Source organism: Sorangium sp. So ce119 (assembly GCF_051524405.1).
Taxonomy (GTDB): Bacteria; Myxococcota_A; Polyangia; order Polyangiales; family Polyangiaceae; genus Sorangium; species Sorangium cellulosum_G.
Map to the genome: position 1 here is coordinate 9,172,847 of NZ_CP150310.1, position 18,950 is coordinate 9,191,796.

Genomic DNA, 18,950 nt, shown 5'->3' on the forward strand with positions numbered 1-18,950 from the left:
CGCGCGGCCACGCGGCCGGCGGGGAGCGCTCTGCTAGAGTCGCAGCCATGTCCCTGGTCCTCGTCCTCCTCGCCGTGTTCGCGGTCGCCTACCTCCTGTCGGGGCTGCGGCAGATCAACCAGTGGGAGGCCGCGCTGCGCTTCACCTTCGGCAAGCTGACCGGCCGCGTGTCCCCCGGCGTGACGCTGTACCTGCCGGGGATCCAGGAGCTCCGCCGCATCGACACGCGGATGAAGAACCGCGATCTGCTGCAGCAGATGGTGATCACGCGCGACAACGTGACCACGATGGTCGACGCGGTCGTCTACTACCGCGTCGTCGATCCGGAGAAGGCCACGCTGGCCGTCGAGAACTACGAGACGGCGATGAAGGATCGCGCGAAGGTGGTGCTGCGCGACGTGGTGGGCGAGACGCGGCTCGACGAGCTCCTGTCGCACCGCGAGGAGGTCGCCGCCAAGGTGCGCGCGCAGGTCGAGGCGGTGGCGGCGGCGTGGGGCCTGCACGTGGAGATGATCGGCCTCCAGGACATCGCGCTGCCGCCGCAGATGCAGGAGGTGCTCGCGAAGGGGGCGATCGCCGAGCGCGACCGGCGCTACGTGGTCATCAAGAGCGAGGCCGACGTGGAGAGCGCGAAGAACTTCGCCGAGGCGGCCAGCATCCTCGCGCGCTCGCCCGGGGCGATGGAGCTCCGGCGCTTCGAGGCGCTGGCGAACCTGAGCCAGGGCAACACCAAGGTGATCTTCGACCTCGCGAAGCCCTACGACGACGTGCGGCACACGGCGGCGGCGATGGCGGAGGCGGCCGCCACCGTCGAGGCGAAGCCCGTGCGCGTCCAGGAGGGGCACCGCGCGATCGACGCCGAGGCGCAGCGCGAGGCCGAGGCGGCGCTCGAGGCGGACGCCGCGCTCGAGGAGCAGCGGACCGCGCGGCGCGGGCGCATGGGCGGGGCGTGATCCCGGTCCCGGCGCTGACCGCGCTGAAGGCGGCGGTCGCGGCGCTGCTCGAGGCGCGCGGCGAGCGCGGGCTGTCGTCCCTGGTCGGCGGCGCCGAGCTCGCGCTGGCGGGGCCGCCGGAGCGGTGGACCCTGGGGGCGCGCGAGGTGAGCGCGTCGCGCCTCTCGCTCGCCGTCGACGCCCCCGCGTTCGCGGCGCTCACGGCGGACGCGGCCCGCCTCGCGGCGGTGCGGGAGGCGTTCGCGAGCGCGGTGCGCACGCCGGACACGGAGCTCGCCGATCTGGCGGTGCTGCTGCGCCTGCCGGGCGCGGGGCGCGGGTGGAACCAGGTGTACCGGGAGGCGGCGCTCCCGGCCGCGCCGGAGCGGCCGCACCCCGACGCGGTCCTCGGCGGCGCGGCGGCGCTGCTCGAGGCCTCGGGCGACGCGCGCGGCGCGGCGATGCTCCGCCGCGGCCGGCTCGAGGCAGCGCAGGTGCCGAGCAGCGGCGGGGTCGCGCTGGTCCGCTGCGTGGTGCGGCTCGATCCGGCGGATCTCGCCGCGCTCGACCGCGACGGCGAGCGCGCCGAGCGGCTGCGGCGCGCGGTGCGCAGCGCCGGCACGCGCGCCGCCGAGGCGGTCGCGTCGGTGGAGCTCGCGACGGCGCTCTACCCGAACGGCGGGGCGCGGGGCCCGCGCGGCGGGGCGCCGGGGACACCGGGCGCGGCGCCGGGCTCGCTCGGCGCGGCCGGGGCGCCGGAGACGCGGCTCGCGCGGGCGCTCGAGGCGCGCGGCGCCGTGGTGGTGCCCGTCTCCCGCGAGGACGGGGGCCCGGGCGGCGGTGGCGTGGAGCTCGCCGTCGTCGCGTCCGGGGAGCTCCTGCGCGTCCGGATCGAGGCCGGCCCGGGGCGCGGGCGTGACCAGCGCGGCTGGCGGGCGGAGGAGATCCGCGCGATCACGCTCGCCGCCGAGGACCTGGCGACGCCGGAGCGGGCCGGCGAGATCGCCGCGCTGCTCTGCGGCGGGGACGACCTCGCATGACAGGGCCGCGCCCGCCGCGCGCGCGGGGGCCATCCGAGGCGGTTCGATCCTTTCGTCAGCAGGGGCCAGATGGAATTCGATCTCGTCATTGCCCGCGGGACGGTCATCGACGGCAGCGGTCAACCCCGTTACGTGGCGGACCTGGGAATCCAGAATGGCAAGGTCGCGGCCATTGCAGGGCCAGGCGCGCTCAGGGGAGGTCGGACGCTCGACGCCGGCGGGCTCGCCGTCTCGCCCGGCTTCATCGATGTTCATTCGCACATCGACTGGCTCCTCCCCTTGCCGGACCACGAGGACATCCTCGCGCCGATGGTCGCGCAGGGCATCACGACCGTCGTGGCAGGCAACTGCGGCCACTCCCCTGCCCCGGTCACCGACGCGTCGATCCCGCTGGTGGAGCACGCCGCGGAGATCTTGAAGGACGGAGATCTCGCCTATCCGTGGCGCTCGATGGGTGAATTCCTGAGCGCGCTCGAGGGGCGCGGCCTGCTCGTGAACGCGGCGCTCCTGGTCGGCCACGGCACGCTTCGCCAGGCGGTCATGGGCAACAGCGCCGCCGCGCCGAGCCCGGGGCAGATGGACGCGCTCTGCGCGCTCGCGCGCGCGTCCCTCCGCGAAGGGGCGTTCGGGCTCTCGGCCGGCCTGGCCTATACGCCGGGGGTCTTCGCGCGCAGGGACGAGCTCTCGACCCTGCTCCGGACGGTGGCCGACGAGGGCGGCGTCTTCACGGTTCACGGCCGGGCGTACACGTGGGTCTCGCCCTTTTACAGGCCGCTGCTCCTCGGCCCGCCGCACAACCTCCGCTCCGTCCGCGAGCTGCTCGGCCTCGCCGAGGAGACCCGCGCCAAGATCCAGCTCTCGCACCAGATCTTCATCGGCCGGCGGACATGGCCGACGGCCCCCTGGGTGCTCCGCACGATCGAGCGGGCTGTCGACCGAGGGGTCGACGCCGCGTTCGACGCATTCCCTTACACGGTCGGCAACACCACCGTGAACGCGCTCTTCCCCGACTGGGTGCTGGACGACTTCCGCGCCCGCATCGCCGACCCGGCCGTCCTGCGCCGGCTCCGGCGGGAGTTCGCGATATTCCGGCTGCTCCTCGGGCTCGATTACGCGGACATCAGGCTCCTCTGGGGCGGCGCGCCGGAGCTCGAGGCGCTCGAGGGGCTCGATTTCAGGGAGATCGCGGGGCGCCTCCGGAGCAGCGCGTTCGACGCGTACGTGCGCGTCGCCCGCGTGAGCGACGGCAAGGCGCGGGTCCTCCTGAACACGTACTCCGGCGTCGATGCGCAGGACGAGCCGCTCCGGGCCGTGCTCTCTCACCCGCTGTGCGCCTTCGAGACGGACGCGATCCTCACCCGGCGCGGCCGGCACAACCCCGCGTCGTTCGGCGCGTTCCCGCGGGTGCTCGGGCATTACAGCCGCGATCTCGGCCTGTTCCGGCTCGAGGAGGCCGTGCGCCGGATGACGTCGCTCCCCGCCGAGCGGATCGGGCTCCGCGACGTCGGGCGCATCGTGCCTGGACGCTGGGCGGATCTCGTCGTGTTCGATCCGGCCACGGTCGCCGACAACACCACGCCCGGGCGCGCCGACGCGCCGCCTTCGGGGATCCGCGCCGTCCTGATCACGGGCGAGGTGGTGGCGCAGGACGGGGCGCTGACGAGCAGGACGCGGCAGGGGCGCCTCCTGCGCAGGTCGTGAGGCGCCGGCGCGCTCGACGGCGCGCTCGACGAAGCGTCACTGGCCGAGGGACGCTGCCGGCCCCAGATCACCCGCTCCGATCATGACGTTGAGCCCGCCCGCCACGCGCAAGAGCCCCGGTTTCCTCGCCCTCATCCTCGGCGCGCTCACGGCGCTGGGCCCGCTCTCGATCGACATGTACCTGCCGAGCCTGCCGACGCTGCAGCGGGAGCTCGGCACCACCGCGTCCGCGGTGCAGCTCACGCTCGCGGTCTACTTCGCGGGGCTCGGTCTGGGGCAGCTCGCCTACGGCCCGCTGACCGACAGGTTCGGCCGCAAGCGCCCGCTGTACGTCGGCCTCGCGCTCTACGTGGTCGCGTCGATCGGGTGCGCGCTCGCGCCGGACGTGCAGTCGCTCATCGCGCTCCGCTTCCTGCAGGCGGTGGGCGGCGCCGCGGGGCAGGTCGTGACGCGCGCCGTGGTCCGCGATCTCTACGGCGGGGCCGCGGCCGCGCGGCTGCTGTCGCTGCTCATGCTGGTCATGGGGGCCGCGCCCATCCTGGCGCCGACCCTCGGCGGCTGGATGCTCCTCGTCGCGGGCTGGCGGGTCATCTTCGCGCTGCTCGCCGCGCTCGGCCTCGGCTGCCTGGCGCTCATGGCCGTCGCGCTCCCCGAGACGGCGGTCGCGCGCACGCCGCGCCTCGATCTCCGGGTGATCGGCGCGCACCTGCGCGAGGTCGCGCGGGATCACGGCTTCGTCGCGTACACGCTCGCCGGCGCCTTCGGTCAGGCGGGCATGTTCGCGTACATCTCGGGCTCGCCGTTCGTGCTCATCGAGCTGTTCCACGTCTCTCCGCAGCACTACGGCTGGATCTTCGGCGCGAACGCGTTCGGCCTCATCGTCGGCGCCCAGGTGAACCACCGGCTGCTCGGGCGCCGGTCGCCGGCGTGGCTGCTCGCGCGGGCGACGGCCGCGACGACCGCGGTGGGCGCGGCGCTCCTCGCTGTCGCGGTCAGCGGCTGGGGAGGGCTCGCGGCCGTGATCGCGTCGCTGTTCGCGTTCATCGCGAGCCTCGGGTTCGTCGGCTCCAACGCGACGGCGCTGGCGATGGAGGGCCAGGGCGCGCGGGCGGGGCTCGCCTCGGCGGCGCTCGGGTCCACCCAGTTCGCGATCGCGGCCGGCGCGTCGTCGCTGGTCGGCCTCCTGAACGACGGCACCATGCGGCCGATGGCGGCCGTCATGGTGGCCTGCGCAGCGGCCTCGTGGGCGGCGGGCGCGGCGGCCCGGCGGCTCACCCCCGCGCCGCTCTCTGCCGGGGCGGCCGGGTGACCTGCAGCGCGCACCTCACATCGCCGCCGACCGCTCGGCGAGCCACGCCGGATATCCCTTCGAGGTGGAGGCCTCCAGCCGGAGATCGGGCTGCTCCGCGAACACCGCCCGGCCCGCGCCGTAGAGCGCCTCGAGGAGGGTCTCGGGCGGACCGAACGCCTCGAGCCCCAGCGTCCACGCGGCCGGCGCCGCGCGCCCGTTGCCGTCCACGACCTCGACGCGGGTCAGCTCCACGGCACACCCGGCCCTGGCGCGCGTCCCGTGCGTCACCTCGGCGACGCGGCCGCCGGCCAGCTCGAACACCCTTACCCGGCGCTCTTTTCTGAGGAGCGTCCACCCGCGCCCGCCGTCGTCGGCGTCCGTGGACCCGTGCGAGACCTTCGTCCACCGCTCCAGCTCGCCGAGGATGGTGGGAGAGAAGTGGATGGGGCCGAAGGCGCACACCCGGAACTTGGTCTCCAGGCTGGTCGCCCCGCTGGCGCCGCGCTCCTTGACCCCGAGGTCGACGCGCTGGAGGCGCAGGTAGCGGTCGGTCCGCGGCGGCTCTGAGGACGCGCGCGCGAACCACGACGTGAGCCGCTGCGCCCGCGCGTCGTCGGCGGGCAGGAACCAGCGGACTTCGATGCTCTCCCCGATGATCATGGCGCCCTCCTGACCCGTGCGCTGGCGGCGCGCGCCCCCGTCTCTGTACCAGAGGACGGAGACGCGTGCGCCGTCGGCGCGGCGGAGGCCGGGTCAGGGCATGGCCGGGTCAGTCTGCCCCGCCGGAAGCCCCTCGACTCCCGGCAATCGACCCTGCGTGCGCGCCGTTCCCCGCGTGCTCAGGCCCTCGACGACGCCCGGAACGAATCGGTCACGACCTTCTTCGCGAAGTCGATGATCTGATCCTTGGGCGCGTTCTGGATCGCGTACTTGACCACGTAGCCGCCGGCGAGGAGGGTGAGCTGGCGCAGGATCCTCGAGCTCGCGAGCACGCCGATCGCAAACGCCGCTCCGCCGATCGCGATCGGGACGATGTACGGGACGTCCTTGACCTTGCCCTGGATGTCCTTGGCGAACTTGAGCAGCGAGTCGAGGCTCATCCCGCCGTCACCGCCCTGCGCCTGCTGCGAGCCGGACTCCTGCGAGCCGGACGGCTGCGAGCCGCCCTCGTAGATCCCGTTCCTGTACTCGCCCGAAGTGTACTGGTCGTTACCGATGGTGGTCATAGCGCTCTACCTCGTCCTGAAGTGATCGGCCTCTGAGATGGCGATAGCTCCCGGCCTCATGCGAAGCACATACCAATCTGGAAGATCGCAGCGGCTGGCGCCCGGTAGCGGCCTCATCCCGCGCTACTCGTCCGACAGCAGGGCGACCGCGTGCCCGGCCGCGCCATTGGCGCTGGGGCAACTTGGTTATACGTGGCAAATGATCCCGCCTCAAGGCGCCCGACCCGCCCTTGCTGCGCTCGACGAGCACGACGGACAGGCGACGGAGGGGACGTCACCGCGGGCGCAGGGGCGGACAATGCAGAGCCTGAGGCGGCGCGGCCGTGCCCGGGGACGCGCGCCAGATACGTGATCAAAAATACATTTGCCCGCTCCTGGGGCGCCGGGGTCGGTGAGAGGTGGAGACCGGGGTCCGTGAGAGCTGGAGCCCGGGTCCGTGAGAGTGAGGAGACCGGAGTCCGTGAGAGTGAGGAGACCGGAGTCCGTGAGATGGACGTGGCGGTCGGCCGGCGCCGGAGAGACAGGCCGCGATGGCGGCGAGGAGGCGAGGAGGCGAGGAGGCGAGGAGGCGAGGAGGCGAGGAGGCGAGGAGGCGAGAGGAACAGGCCGCGAGGTGGACGACGGTTGCAAGCGAATCTCTCCCGCGTCGGTGGACTCGTGACACTGCGAGCGCGACCGCGCGTGTCGGTCCTGCGCGTGGATCGCTCTCGTGCACGCGCCGCGCGCGTGAACTCCCCCGGACCGCGCGCATCGCTCTCTCTCTCGGAGCGCAGGAGAAGCTGTCGTCGGGGTTGCCTCGCTTTCGGTCGGTGCCGTCCGCTCGCCTGCGGTAGCGCGCTGCTCGAGCCACATTGCTTCAACGTCGAACAAATTTCCTCGCGCGATGCCGGCGCGGTGTGCATGCCGTGCCTCCGTCCCATGCATGCAGGGGAGCTCGCCACGGCACACGCATTGCTGAACGGCGGGGCGCATGTCCCTCACGACGATCCTGTTCGGTCGGCGGCTGGCTTCGGACGAGGAGGAGAAGGAACAAATAGGACCGTTCTCCGGAATCCCGGTCCTCGGCCTCGATGCGCTCGCCTCCGCGTCGTACGGGCCCGAGGCCGCGCTGACGGTTCTTCTCCCGCTCGGCGCGCTCGGCCTCCGCTACATCGTGCCGCTCAGCGCCCTCGTCATCACGCTGCTCGTGATCGTCTACGTGTCGTACCGCCAGACGATCGAGGCGTACCCGAACGGCGGCGGCTCGTACATCGTCGCGAAGGAGAACCTCGGCACCAACGCGGGCCTCGTCGCGGCGGCGGCGCTGCTCCTTGATTATGTGCTCAACGTGGCGGTCGCGGTCTCCGCGGGCGTGGGCGCGCTCGTCTCCGCGGTACCCTCGCTCCTGCCCCATACGCTGGGCCTCTGCCTCGGCGTCCTCATCCTGCTCACCGCGGCCAACCTTCGAGGGCTCCGCACCGCGGGACTCGTGTTCATGGCGCCGACGTACGCGTTCCTCGGCTGCCTGTTCGCGGTGATCGCGATCGGCATCGGGAAGACGATCTTGCAAGGAGGTCACCCGGCGCCCGTGGTCCCGCCGCCCTCGCTCCCGCACTCGCTGGGCATCGCGAGCCTCGGGCTGCTGTGCCACGCGTTCGCGAGCGGGTGCACCGCGATGACCGGCGTGGAGGCGGTGAGCAACGGCGTCCCCGCCTTCCGCAAGCCGAGCAGCGTGCAGGCGCGCCGGACGCTCTCGTACATCGTCGCCTCCCTCGGTATCCTGCTCGCCGGGATCGCGATCCTCGCGAAGGCCTACGGGGTCACCGCCACCGAGCCGGGCAAAGCCGGCTACCAGAGCATCCTCTCGCAGGTGGTGGGCGCGGTCGTCGGGCGCGGCCCGTTCTACTACGTGACCCTGACCGCCATCGTCGCGGTGCTGATGCTCTCCGCGAACACGAGCTTCGCCGACTTCCCCCGCCTCTGTCAGATCCTCGCGATCGATCGCTTCCTGCCGGAGCCCTTCATTCACCGCGGCCGGCGCCTCGCCTTCTCGTACGGCATCGGCGTGCTCGCCGGGCTCTCGGCGATCCTGCTCGTCGTCTTCCAGGGGATCACCGACGCCCTCATCCCGCTCTTCGCGGTGGGGGCCTTCCTCGCCTTCACGATGTCGCAGTCGGGGATGATCGCGCACTGGTACCGGGTCCGCGGCAAGCACTTCCGCCTCCACCTCGCCGTCAACGCCACGGGCGCCACGGCCACGGCCATCACGCTCGTCGTCATCATCGTCTCGAAGTTCACCGAGGGGGCGTGGGTCTCGGCCCTGCTCGTGATCGCGGCCTTCCTCGTCTTCCGCGGCGTGCGGAGGCACTACGAGCAGCTCGACCAGGCGGTCCGCGTCCACGAGCCGATCGACCTCACCCCGCCTCCGCCGCCGATCGTGGTGGTCCCGATCCGGCGCTGGGACCTCGTCTCGCAGAAGGGTCTCCGCTTCGCGCTCCAGCTCTCGCCCGAGGTCTACGCGCTCCAGGTGCTCCTCGACGATCCTCGCATCGAGGACCTGAGCGGCGAATGGCGCGACCTCGTGGAGGAGCCTGCCGCCAAGAAGGGAGTCGCGGCGCCGCGGCTGGTGGTGGTCCGATCCCGCTACCGACGGCTCTTCAGGCCGCTGCTCCGGTTCGTCACCACCATCGCGCACGCTCACCCCGACCGGCAGGTGGCGGTCGTCGTGCCGGAGGTGGTCGAGTCACGCTGGTACCATTACCTGCTCCACAACCACACGGCGTCGATCCTCAAATGGCTCCTGCTGTTCCGGGGCGGGAAAGGCGTCGTGATCGTCAATACCCCCTTCTATCTGGACGATTCGCCGAAGGCGGCCTGAGCATCGAGCAGGGTAACGAGAGCTCCCCCGGCGTCGGGGCGCCCGCGGTCGAGGCCGGAGGTGGGCTCGTCGAGGAAGAGGATGCGGGGCTCGTTCACGAGCGCCCGCCCCCTCAGGGCCTCACCACCACGACCTTTCCCGGGCGAGCGACACGATCGCCGCCGAGAGCTTGTGCGGATCGTGGCGGATCAGCTTCCCGCCCGACAGCAGATCGGCCGGGACAAGGAGGTCGGACCGCAGCGGCCTGTCCGGCGAGGTCACGACCGGCTCGGAGCCGGTCGACGCGTACTCCCGGAGGCTCGCGGAGGGCCAGACGTCGTTGAACAGCACCGCGTCGAGGCGGGCCTCGCCGAGGTACATCGCGATGGTCCCCACGAAATCCTCGACCGTGTAGCCGGGCGTCTCGTTGGCCTTCGTCATCAGGTTGCACACGTACAGCGCGCGCGCGCGGCTCGCCGCGATCGCCTCGCGCACCCCTTTCACGAGGAGGTTCGGCACGAGGCTCGTGTAGAGATCGCCCGGCCCCACGATGATGAGATCGGCGTCCGCGATCGCCTCGAGCGCCGCTGGATACGCCGCCGCCTCCGGATCCAGATAGACCGAGAGCACGGGCGCATCGAGCATGTCGGAGAGGTTGTCAATCGACGCCTCCCCGCGGATGGTCCGGTCGTTCTCGAGGTGCATCACGAGATCGACCTGGTCCATCGTGACCGGGAGGACTCGGTTCTTGACCGAGAAGATCTCGTGCAGCCGCTCGACGGTGAGCGGGATCGAGCCGGTGAGCTCCTGCACCGCGGTGAAGATCAGGTTGCGCAGCGTGTGCCCCCCGAGGCTCCCCGAGCGGAAGCGGTGGCTGAGCAGCTCCTTCAGCGCGTCCGGGTGCTCGGACAGGGCGACGAGGCAACGCGTGAAGTCACCGGGGGGCAGCAGCCCGTACTCGTCCCGGAGCCTGCCGGAGCTCCCGCCCGAGTCCATCATGGTCACGATCGCCGTGATCCGGGCGCTCAGGTCGCGCAGGCCCGTGAGGAGGGTGTAATGGCCCGTCCCCCCTCCCACGGTCACGATCTTCGGCGTCGCCATGGTGGAGCAGGCTACCATGCGGAGCAGCGGCGCCGACACCGGCCGTCACGCGGCCGAGATCTCGGCAGGCGGGCGCGGCGCGCACTTCGCGAGGCGGCTCGACGCGACCGCGTGGTAGCCGGGCGCGATCTCGGCGCTGTAGCAGCGCCTCCCCGCGCCGAAGGCGGCCACCGCGACCGAGCACAGCCCGCCGAACGGCTCCCAGACGACGTCGCCCGGATCGGAGGACGCGCGGATGATGCGATCGAGCAGCTTGAGCGGCTTCTGGTTGCCATGGACCGAGCGGGTGTCTTCCTTGAAGCGCTCCGGCCCACGGACCGCGGGCTCGTGCCACACGTTGGTCACCCCGACATCGCAATGGAACTTCGCCCGCAGGCTCGCCCATTCATGGCCGGTCAGCGGCCGCTCGCCGTCGATCGAGAAGTAGGGTCGCCCCTCGGGGCGGCCGTGCGCGTTCGCGAACGCGACGAGCCCCTCGAACGCCGAGGCCGGCGGGTAATACCAGAGGTGGCACTGCGTGAAGTACTTCCTCGTGGCGGCGTTCTTCACGCCGCACGCCTCGTTCGTGTGGCGCAGCGGGAGGCCCGAGCGCTCCCACTCGCGCCGCAACCAGGCCTTGAGGGGCAGCCGCGCGCCGCCGGACTCCAGGAGGACCTTGCGCACGTACTGCACGCACACCTCGCTCACCACCGGGAACTTGCGCAGGGTCCGCGTGTTCGCGTTGCCCGCCACGTGGGCGATGCCCTTGTCCCAGACATGGCAGCTCCGGTAGTCCCAGCCGTGCTGTTCCAGCAGCGGGTGCACCGTCGCCCAGCCGATCTCCGTCCCCCAGAACCAGAGGGTGGCCGACGGCAAGGCGCGCTCCGACCAGGCGGCGACGTGGGGCGCGTACCACGCGGCGAGCCCCTCGTGCGTCGGCGGATCGCCGGGAAACCCGGAGACGCCGTAGGCGCCGTCGGAGACGATGACCGTGGGCCTCGGCCAGGCGGCATAGTGATCCAGCGAGTCGCCGAGCGTCAGGACGGGGTGGAGGTCGGTCGATGCGCGCTTCGTGGGGGGCACGCGGCCATCCAATCGAATTGCGCGGATCTGTCAACAAAACGGCGGAGCTCCGCCCCGGCGAGCCGGCGCCGGTCGGCGCGGCAGGCGCGCGCGAGCCTCACCCCCTGCCCTCCGGGTAGAGGTGCTCGACGAGGGTCTCTGTGAGGTCGTCATAGAGCTCGCCCTCTCCCTCCATCCGCCGGAAGTGGTCTGCCGCCTGGTCGTACACGTAGCGCACGGTCGTGCGGGGCTGGCCGTGCTTCTCTGCCGTCATCACCATCGCGCCGATATCGCGCTGCCACTCGACCGCGATCTCGGCGTTGCGGGGCGGGCGCTGCAGACGGAACTTGCCGGCGCTGTCGCGCCACACGCGGAGGCCGGGCATCGCGTTCTCGCCGGTGAGATCGCGGGCCAGCCGCTCGACCATCTTCAAGCCCTGGCGGTTCAGGAGCGCCTCCCCCGAGGGGGCGATCTTCTCCTGAAGTGTCTTCGCGAGCGCCTGGAGCTTTTGCCGACCGCGTTCTTCCGACATCCGGCGACCGTACCACACCGCCCCGCCCACCGCCGCGCCGCCCGAGCTCACCTCGCTCGCCGCCGGGCCATGCGCCCGCGGTGGGCGCGGGCGTGCGGCTCTATGACGGCGTGATCGCATGTCGCCCGGAGGAGACAGGCTGAGGAAATGGAGGGAATCATGTTCGAATAGAGCCGTGCAAAAATCGAGTATCGCTGTCAGAGGGCGATTGTAGAGCTCGTACGACCGGCGTATGTTCGGCAGCTTGGTGCGCGACTTCGCTTCGCCGGAGCTCCGCCGCGACGCACGCGGAGCCATCGGCTGACGGTGTGACCATCCCTCGCGGAACCATCGACTCCACACGGGAGGACAACATGAATGCAATGAAGCGCATGAGCTCACGATCCGTTGTTCACGCGCTCCCGGCCGTCGTCGTGGCGGGGCTCGCCCTGCTCGCGCCGCGCCCGGCGCAGGGCCAGTCGTACGAGGAGCCCAGCCATTTCTACTGGGCCGACACGCTCGTGGACAACATCGCACCAGAGGACAACGAATACGGAGGCGGCACGACGTACGTGAGCTGGGCAGGCATCGGAGGAGCCACGGAGTACCGGAGCCGCAGCCTCTGCGCGTCCTTCGTGACGCACGTCCTCAGGCAGGCCTATGAGCTCTCCTCGTACCAGATCAACACGTGGTTCGGCAGCATGAGCCCCAACGCCATCGTGTACCACGACAGGATCATCGAGGAGGTCGGCTTCGAGCAGATCCAGACGGTGGGCCAGATCGACGCGGGCGATATCATCGCGATCGAGTATCCGGCGGGGAGCTCGGCCACCGGGCACGTCGCCATCGCGGCGGGCGCCGCGGTGCCGCGCCCGGCGACCTATCCGCTCATCGCCGGGACGATCCAGCACGATCTCGTCGTCCTCGACTCGAGCACCACGGGCCACGGGTTCACGGACACCCGGCGAAAGGCCGACGGCGCCTGGCACCCTGGCGTCGGCAGGGGCGTCATGCGCCTCTACGCGAATATCAACGGCTCGATCGTGGGATATTCCTGGAGCGCTCAATCGGGCTCGACGTACTACGCGAAGCAGGTGCGCGACATCGTGATCGGCAGGGTCACCGAGCCCTATATCGCGCTCCCCTTGCCGGAGTAGCGGCGAGCGCTGCCCCGCGTCGAGGAGACCGCCAGGGCGCGAGGAGCGCCAACTGCCTCTCCTGGCTCATCGCCCCGGGCGTCCTGGCGATTCCATCGATCGCGCCCCGGCGCCGCCTCAACGCGAGCGCGACGCGTCCGCGCGGCGCGCCACGCGGCGGAGCGCCGGCGTGCACTCCAGCAGATCCGCCTCGAGCTCCAGGCCATCGAGCATCGCGTGCGTCGCGGTGACGCCGGGCAGCTTGCCCTCCGGCGCCCACGCCGTGACGTCCATGAGCTCTCCGCCGACGACCTCCGACGAGCGCATCAGCGCCTGGCCCGCGTGCAGACAGAGGTTGACGTGCACCCTCGCGTCGCGCCCCTTGCGGTCGCAGAGCTCGCGCTCCAGCAGCAACGCGGCCTCGACGATCTCCCGCCGCGACGCCCGGTCCGGGAGCTCCGGGGCGTCGAGCTCCCGGAAGCACAGCAGGGTGTTGCCCGTCTCCAGCGCCGCATGAAAGCCCCTCGCCGACAGGAAACGCGACGCGAGCGGCAGGACGTCATCCATGTCGGCGAGCAGCGCGTCGTCCGGGTCCTCCATCGCGCCGCGGTCGGCGAACACCTCGACGTGGATCGCGCCGACGCGCCGCTCCTCCGGGCTCCCGGGTAGCGGCAGGACGCTCTTCCGCCCCGCGGCCACGGCGTCGCGGAGCCCCTCGATGAACTCCGCCGCTGTCCGGTACCGCATGGCGGGATCCTTCGCCATCGCGCGGAGCACCACCGCGTCGAGCTCGGGGCCCACGGGCGCCTCGCGGCTCGGGCTCGGCGGGTGCACCCAGAGGTGCATGTGCAGGAGCGTCGCGAGCGTGGAGTCGAGGAACGGGAGCTTGCCTGTCAGCATGTAATAGGCGAGCGCGCCGAGCGCGTACACGTCCGTCCTCGCGTCCGCCAGCTGCCCCCGGATCTGCTCCGGCGCCATGCACGCGGGCGTGCCGAGCAGGTGGGTCGGCGTCGTGATGCCCGGCCCCGCGTCGTCGAGCACCTTGGCCACGCCAAAATCGAGCAGGACCACGCGAGGCGCCCCGCCGTCCTCGGCGATGAAGACGTTCGATGCCTTGAGATCGCGGTGAACGATCGCGCTCTTGTGGACCGCCGACAGCGCCTCACAGACGGGCTCGAGGATCTCGAGCGCGTCCTCCGGGGAGAGCCTCCCGCGAGAGACGATGTACGACTGGAGATCGACCCCGCTGAGGAGCTCCATCGCGAAGAACGGCCGGCCCCCGTCGATCTCGCCGCAATCGAGGATCCGGATCACGTTGGGATGATCGATCCGCCGGATCGCCTGGATCTCGCGCTCGAAGCGCATGACCGCCTCGCGGGTGAACACGAGCTCCGGGTGGAGCACCTTGACCGCCGCGCGCTGGCCGCTCTCCGCGTGCGCTGCCCGGTAAACGACGCCGAAGCTGCCGTGAGCGATGCTCTGCTCGACGAGATAGTCGCCTACCCGGCTGCCGGGGGGGAGCATCTGAGGGCGCCCCGACGAGGCGGGCGCTCCACAGGTCTCGACGCAGAACAACGGCCCACCGGCGGTGTCGTCACACTCCCTGCTGAGCCCGGCGCTCCTGTCCGACGAGGCTTGCGGAGGCGCACCGCCCTGCGTCAGGACCAACGAACGAACGGTCTCTTGCCACACCCTCGTGGAATAAGCACACCCCGTTCCATCGAGGCGCTCCGGGTGGATGAGGTGCTCGTCCAGCGCGTCGGACGGGGTAAGCTCTTGCCCAAGGAGGCAGCTTGCCCCGCTGTCCGCTCTGCCATCGCCGCGTTGCCGGCGCGAAGCCCTGCCCGCGCGACGCCTGGCTCCCGCCGAGCCGCACCCCCGACCCGGCGCAGGATCCCGCGCCGTCGCTGCCCGGCCTGACGCCGCTGAAGGTCCTCGGCGCCGGCGGCTTCGCGACGGTGTGGGAGGCGGCGCGGGCGGGCGGCAGCGAGCCGGTGGCGCTCAAGGTGGGGCGGTGGGCGAGCCCGACCATGGCGGAGCGGTTCCGGCGGGACGCCGAGGCGCTCGAGCAGGTGGGGCCGCCGCACGTGCCCCGGATGCACGAGCACGGGACGCTCGCCGACGGGCGGCCGTTCATCGCGATGGAGCTCGTCCGCGGCAGGACGCTCGCCGAGGTGCTCGCGGACCTCGAGGCCCCGCCGGCCGCCGCCGACGTCGTGGCCACGGCCGCGGCCATCCTCGAGGCGCTCGAGGCGGCGCACGCGAAGAGCGTGATCCACCGCGACCTGAAGCCGGAGAACCTCCTCGTCGCCGAGGGCGGACAGCGCCTCGCGCTCCTCGACTTCGGCCTGACGAAGCACGCGCGCGCGCAGGAAGCGCGCGGTGAGGACGGCCTCACGGCCCGCGGGACGATCGTCGGCACCCCGGAGTACATGGCCCCGGAGCAGATCCGCGGCGATCCGGTCCAGGACGAGCGCACGGACATCTACGCGTTCGGCGTGATCCTCTACGAGCTGCTGACGCTGCGGCTCCCGTTCGCCGGCGACCGGGGCGAGATCGAGCACGGGCACCTCACGCTGCGCCCCCCTCGCCCCCACGAGTTCGCGGCGGTGCCCGAGGAGCTCGAGAGGCTCGTCCTCTCCTGCCTCGCGAAGGAGCCCGAGCGCCGCCCGCGCGACGTCGTCGCGCTGCGGGGCGCGCTCGCGCGGGCTTGCCCGGCCGACGCGCAGCCCGCGCCGAACGCGCCGCCCGCGCGCGGCGCGCTGCTCACCGAGGGGCGGCAGCCCGCGGTCGTGCTGGTGGCGGAGGCGAAGAGCGCGTCCGCCGTCGTGATGGGCGCCGTCGCGGCGCGCAAGGGCTTCGTGGCGCGGCAGCGCGGGGGCCGGCTCGTGTGCGTGTTCTCGGGCGTCGACGCGGACGATCCGGTGAGCGCCGCGATCGCGGTCGCCCGCGAGATCGAGGAGCGGCACGCGGGGCGCGCGGCCGTGCACATCGCCGGGCTGATCGTGCGCCGCAAGGAGCAGGGGCCGCCGGCGGTCTACGGCGCGCCGGTCGAGCAGCCGGACGCCTGGATGCCCCTCGGCGGCTGGGGCGGCGTCGTGCTCACCGCGGATCTCGTGCGCGCGCTGCCCGAGGGCGAGCTCCGCGGCGCCTCGCGCGACCCGGCGCTCTCGCACGCGACGGGCGCGGGGTTCTACCGGCTCGCCCCGCGGTCGCAGCACCCGCCGACCCCGACGAGCGCCGCGCCGCTCATCGGCCGCGACGAGATCATCGGCGCGCTGGCGGTGAGCATGGAGGCGAGCATGTCCGGCGCGAGCCCTGGCCTGTTCACGCTGATCGGCGAGGCGGGGCTCGGCAAATCGCGCCTCACGGACGAGGCGGCGCTGCTCGTCCTGCGCATGCAGGAGCGGGCGCAGATCATCGCGCTGCGCGCGGCGCAGCCGCTCGCGGGCGTGCGCGCGTCGAGCGAGCTCCTCGCCCGCGTGCTCGAGGCGGACGTGGGCGCGCCGCCCGCGGATCCGCGGGCGTTCTGCGCGGAGCGGCTCGGCGAGGAGCTCGCCGAGGAGGCGTGGAGGGCGGTGGCCGCGGCGCTCGGGTGGATGCCGCCGGAGCAGACCGGCGCGTCCCCGTGGTCGCTGCGGCAGAGCACGATGCGCGCGATCGCCGAGGGGCTCCGGCGCCGCGCGCGCGAGGCGCCGGTGGCGGTCCTCCTCGACGACGCGCACTGGGCCGACGACGCGGCGCTCGACGCGCTCGAGTTCGCGACGCTCGACGCGCCGGGCTGCCCTCTCTGGGTGGTCGTGGCGGCGCACCCGAGGTTCGAGGACATGCGCCGGAGCTGGGGCGCGCGCGCCGAGCGGCACGATCGCGCGGCGCTCGGGCGGCTCTCGGAGCAGGACGCGATGCGGCTCGCCGCCGCGCTCCTCTTGCCCGCGGAGTACCCGCCCGAGGCCGCGCTCCGGCAGCTCGCGCGCTGGTCCGGGCACAACCCCTCCAGCCTGACGGAGCTCGTCCGCGCGCTGAAGCGCGCGGGCGTGGTCCAGCAGCGCCCGACCGGGGCCTACTACGTGGCGACCGCCGCGCTCGATCAGCTCCCGCCGCTGCCGGTGTGGCAGTGGCTCGCCGCGCGCCGGCTCGACGCGCTCTCGCCCGAGCTCTCGGCCTGCGTGCGGCTCTGCTCCGCGCTCGGGCCCGACTTCACGCGCGAGGAGGTGGAGGAGATCCAGGACGCGATCGATCAGGCGGGCGGGGCGAGCACGCCGATGGACGCCGGGGTCGGCCTGGGCGCGCTGCGCGGGCTGGGCCTGCTCGTGCGCGGCGAGCGCGGCATCCACGCGTTCGAGAGCGCGACGTTCCGGGATGCGGTCTACGACGGGCTCGCGCCCGCGCAGCGCCAGGCGATCCACGCGCACGCGTTCGCGTGGTGGCAGGCGCGCGTGGATCCCCGCGCGCCGGACCGGCGGGGGCTCGCGCACCTGGCGCGGCACGCGGCGGCGTGCGGCGAGCGCGCGCCGGCGGCCGCGGCGCACCTGGCGCTCGGCGATCGGGCGACGGCGAGCCACGACAACGTCGAGGCCGACCAGCGCTACACGGCCGCGCTCGCGCTGCTCGAGGAGGGCGACCCGCGACGGCGCGCGCACGCGCTCGCCGGCCGCGGCAAGGCGCGCTACTGCCTGCACCGGATCCCCGAGGCGCTCGCGGATCTCGCGCTGGCGCGGGAGCTCGCGCGGGAGCTCGGCGACGGGCGGCTCACCGCGGAGCTCCTGTTCGAGGAGGCGACGGCGCTCGATCACGCGACCGACTACGCGACGTCGGCGGCGCGCGCGTCGGAGGCCCAGGCGATCGTCGAGCGCCTCGGCGATCGGACGCTGGAGAACCGCCTGCACATGGCGCTCGGGCGCTCGTGCTGGCGGCAGCAGCGGGTGGCGGAGGCGATCGAGCTCCTGGACCGCGCCTCGGCCGGGGCCGCGGCGGAGGGCGACCAGGAGACGCGGGTCATCGCGCTCTTGCTGCTGGCGATGGCGCTTGTGATCGCGGGCCGGCTCGGCGACGCGGAGGCGCGCTTCTGCGAGGTGATCGCGCTGTCCAAGGAGATGAAGGACCGGCTGCACCTCTGCTCGGCGTACGCGAACCGCGCGTACCTGTGGGCCGCCCTGAGCGCGCCGGAGCGCGGGCTCCAGGACCTGAGCCGCGCCGTGGAGCTCGCGCGCGAGATCGGCAACCCTGGGCCGGAGCACGTGGCGACGCACAACCTCGCCGAGCTGCTGCACTGGTGCGGGCGCGAGGACGAGGCGCTGGCGCTGGCGCGCCGCTCGCGCGTGCTCGACGAGCGCTTCGGGGAGCGCGCGGCCCCGGACGACGCGCTGCTCATCGCGCGCATCCAGGCGGCGCGCGGCGAGCTCGGGGAGGCGGCGCGCCTCGTCGCCTGGGTCGCCGACCGGTGCAGCCCCGACGCGTCGGCGCCGGCGCTGTATGCGCTGTTCCGCATGCTGAAGCTGGTGCTCGCGGCGGAGGGGCGCTGGGGCGTGGCGGGGGAGGACCTGGAGGACGGCTGGGACGCGCTCACGGACTTCGCGGAGCGCACCTTGCCGGTGGAGGAGCTGCTCGAGGTGCTCTACTTCCACGCGCGCACGGCCGCCTCGGCCGGGCGCCACCAGGAGGCGTCGGCGGCGCTCGGCAAGGCCAGGCCCGTGCTGGTCGCGTGCCGCATGTGGCAGCCGCGCTTCGAGGCGGTCGCGGCGCTGCTGCCGCGGTTGCCTGGGCCGGCGGACGGCGATGCGCAGGACGGCGCGCTGACGCAGAGCGAGTGACGAAAGCTGCGCGCGGGTGAGCGTCTGGAGGACCGGTGCAAATCGCCTCAGCGTGGCGGGAGCGTGTCGCGGCGTAAAAGTACCGATTGAGTGATCGAGGGTGAGAATGCGCGGGGAAATAGCGCAATGGGGCGGGGGGTGGATCGGGCGTCGTTCAGGCTGAGGCATTTCGCCTCAGTGCTGGGGAGTAGGGCGGAAGCGACGCCGCTGCAGCGCCGTGCCGAGCTCAGCCTTGCCGAGGTTGCCGAGCTCAACCTGGGTGCATCCGGATCAGCCTCGGTCCAGCGGGCGCAACCTGGGTGCCCAGCGGGCGCAACCTGGGTGC

Annotated in this window: 13 protein-coding genes; 7 read left to right on the top strand and 6 right to left on the bottom strand. The window is 72.8% G+C overall.

Annotation, left to right across the window (positions count from 1 at the left end; all coding sequences use genetic code 11):
* Positions 1–47 precede the first annotated feature (47 nt).
* The 4 genes from WME76_RS34625 to WME76_RS34640 all read left to right on the top strand — a co-directional run bounded on the left by WME76_RS34625 (position 48) and on the right by WME76_RS34640 (position 4,982).
* Positions 48–953, top strand: a complete 906-nt coding sequence (locus WME76_RS34625) for a slipin family protein (RefSeq protein ID WP_437956475.1) — start codon at positions 48–50, stop codon at positions 951–953.
* Positions 950–1,972, top strand: a complete 1,023-nt coding sequence (locus WME76_RS34630; protein ID WP_437956476.1) for a hypothetical protein — start codon at positions 950–952, stop codon at positions 1,970–1,972. The genes WME76_RS34625 and WME76_RS34630 overlap by 4 nt, the downstream gene beginning before the upstream one ends.
* Before the next feature lie 69 nt (positions 1,973–2,041).
* Positions 2,042–3,673 carry an N-acyl-D-amino-acid deacylase family protein gene (locus tag WME76_RS34635; RefSeq protein WP_437956477.1) on the top strand — a complete coding sequence of 544 codons (1,632 nt, stop codon included), beginning with the start codon at positions 2,042–2,044 and terminating at the stop codon, positions 3,671–3,673.
* Between the two features lie 82 nt (positions 3,674–3,755).
* Positions 3,756–4,982: a multidrug effflux MFS transporter gene (locus WME76_RS34640; protein WP_437956478.1), complete on the top strand. Its 1,227-nt coding sequence runs from the start codon at positions 3,756–3,758 to the stop codon at positions 4,980–4,982.
* A gap of 15 nt (positions 4,983–4,997) precedes the next feature.
* On the opposite strand, the gene WME76_RS34645 is transcribed toward WME76_RS34640, so the two are convergent.
* Positions 4,998–5,624, bottom strand: coding sequence for a hypothetical protein (locus WME76_RS34645; RefSeq protein WP_437956479.1), 627 nt, complete (start codon positions 5,622–5,624; stop codon positions 4,998–5,000).
* Between the two features lie 179 nt (positions 5,625–5,803).
* A complete protein-coding gene (locus WME76_RS34650) occupies positions 5,804–6,190 on the bottom strand; it encodes a hypothetical protein (RefSeq protein ID WP_437286472.1) in 387 nt (128 codons plus the stop codon).
* A 970-nt stretch (positions 6,191–7,160) separates the two neighbouring features.
* Between WME76_RS34650 and WME76_RS34655 the strand changes: the two genes are divergently transcribed.
* Entirely contained in the window at positions 7,161–9,047 is a 1,887-nt protein-coding gene (locus tag WME76_RS34655) for an APC family permease (protein WP_437956480.1), read from the top strand.
* A 120-nt stretch (positions 9,048–9,167) separates the two neighbouring features.
* Here WME76_RS34655 and WME76_RS34660 read toward each other — a convergent pair whose 3' ends face one another.
* The 3 genes from WME76_RS34660 to WME76_RS34670 form a co-directional block, all read right to left on the bottom strand.
* Positions 9,168–10,127: a gluconeogenesis factor YvcK family protein gene (locus WME76_RS34660; protein WP_437956481.1), complete on the bottom strand. Its 960-nt coding sequence runs from the start codon at positions 10,125–10,127 to the stop codon at positions 9,168–9,170.
* Positions 10,128–10,172: 45 nt separating this feature from the next.
* Positions 10,173–10,931: a DNA methyltransferase gene (locus tag WME76_RS34665; protein ID WP_437962189.1), complete on the bottom strand. Its 759-nt coding sequence runs from the start codon at positions 10,929–10,931 to the stop codon at positions 10,173–10,175.
* A 355-nt stretch (positions 10,932–11,286) separates the two neighbouring features.
* The gene (locus tag WME76_RS34670) at positions 11,287–11,700 is read right to left on the bottom strand and encodes a hypothetical protein (protein WP_437956482.1); all 414 of its coding nucleotides are present in this window, start codon (positions 11,698–11,700) and stop codon (positions 11,287–11,289) included.
* 371 nt (positions 11,701–12,071) lie between these two features.
* Here WME76_RS34670 and WME76_RS34675 point away from each other — a divergent pair, with 371 nt between their 5' ends.
* Positions 12,072–12,836, top strand: a complete 765-nt coding sequence (locus tag WME76_RS34675) for a hypothetical protein (RefSeq protein ID WP_437956483.1) — start codon at positions 12,072–12,074, stop codon at positions 12,834–12,836.
* A 117-nt stretch (positions 12,837–12,953) separates the two neighbouring features.
* Here the strand turns inward: WME76_RS34675 and WME76_RS34680 are convergent, their stop codons facing one another.
* Complete coding sequence (locus tag WME76_RS34680) at positions 12,954–14,339, bottom strand: serine/threonine-protein kinase (RefSeq protein WP_437956484.1); 1,386 nt, start codon at positions 14,337–14,339, stop codon at positions 12,954–12,956.
* Between the two features lie 269 nt (positions 14,340–14,608).
* Between WME76_RS34680 and WME76_RS34685 the strand changes: the two genes are divergently transcribed.
* On the top strand, positions 14,609–18,625 hold the full coding sequence (locus WME76_RS34685) for a protein kinase domain-containing protein (RefSeq protein ID WP_437956485.1): 4,017 nt from the start codon (positions 14,609–14,611) through the stop codon (positions 18,623–18,625).
* Positions 18,626–18,950 lie beyond the last annotated feature (325 nt).

Bases quoted from the DNA above. Each gene is read 5' to 3' on its own strand.
- WME76_RS34625 (WP_437956475.1), top strand. From the start codon at position 48: ATGTCCCTGGTCCTCGTCCTCCTCGCCGTGTTCGCGGTCGCCTACCTC.
- WME76_RS34635 (WP_437956477.1), top strand. From the start codon at position 2,042: ATGGAATTCGATCTCGTCATTGCCCGCGGGACGGTCATCGACGGCAGC.
- WME76_RS34640 (WP_437956478.1), top strand. From the start codon at position 3,756: ATGACGTTGAGCCCGCCCGCCACGCGCAAGAGCCCCGGTTTCCTCGCC.
- WME76_RS34645 (WP_437956479.1), bottom strand. From the start codon at position 5,624: ATGATCATCGGGGAGAGCATCGAAGTCCGCTGGTTCCTGCCCGCCGAC.
- WME76_RS34650 (WP_437286472.1), bottom strand. From the start codon at position 6,190: ATGACCACCATCGGTAACGACCAGTACACTTCGGGCGAGTACAGGAAC.
- WME76_RS34655 (WP_437956480.1), top strand. From the start codon at position 7,161: ATGTCCCTCACGACGATCCTGTTCGGTCGGCGGCTGGCTTCGGACGAG.
- WME76_RS34660 (WP_437956481.1), bottom strand. From the start codon at position 10,127: ATGGCGACGCCGAAGATCGTGACCGTGGGAGGGGGGACGGGCCATTAC.
- WME76_RS34670 (WP_437956482.1), bottom strand. From the start codon at position 11,700: ATGTCGGAAGAACGCGGTCGGCAAAAGCTCCAGGCGCTCGCGAAGACA.
- WME76_RS34675 (WP_437956483.1), top strand. From the start codon at position 12,072: ATGAGCTCACGATCCGTTGTTCACGCGCTCCCGGCCGTCGTCGTGGCG.
- WME76_RS34680 (WP_437956484.1), bottom strand. From the start codon at position 14,339: ATGCTCCCCCCCGGCAGCCGGGTAGGCGACTATCTCGTCGAGCAGAGC.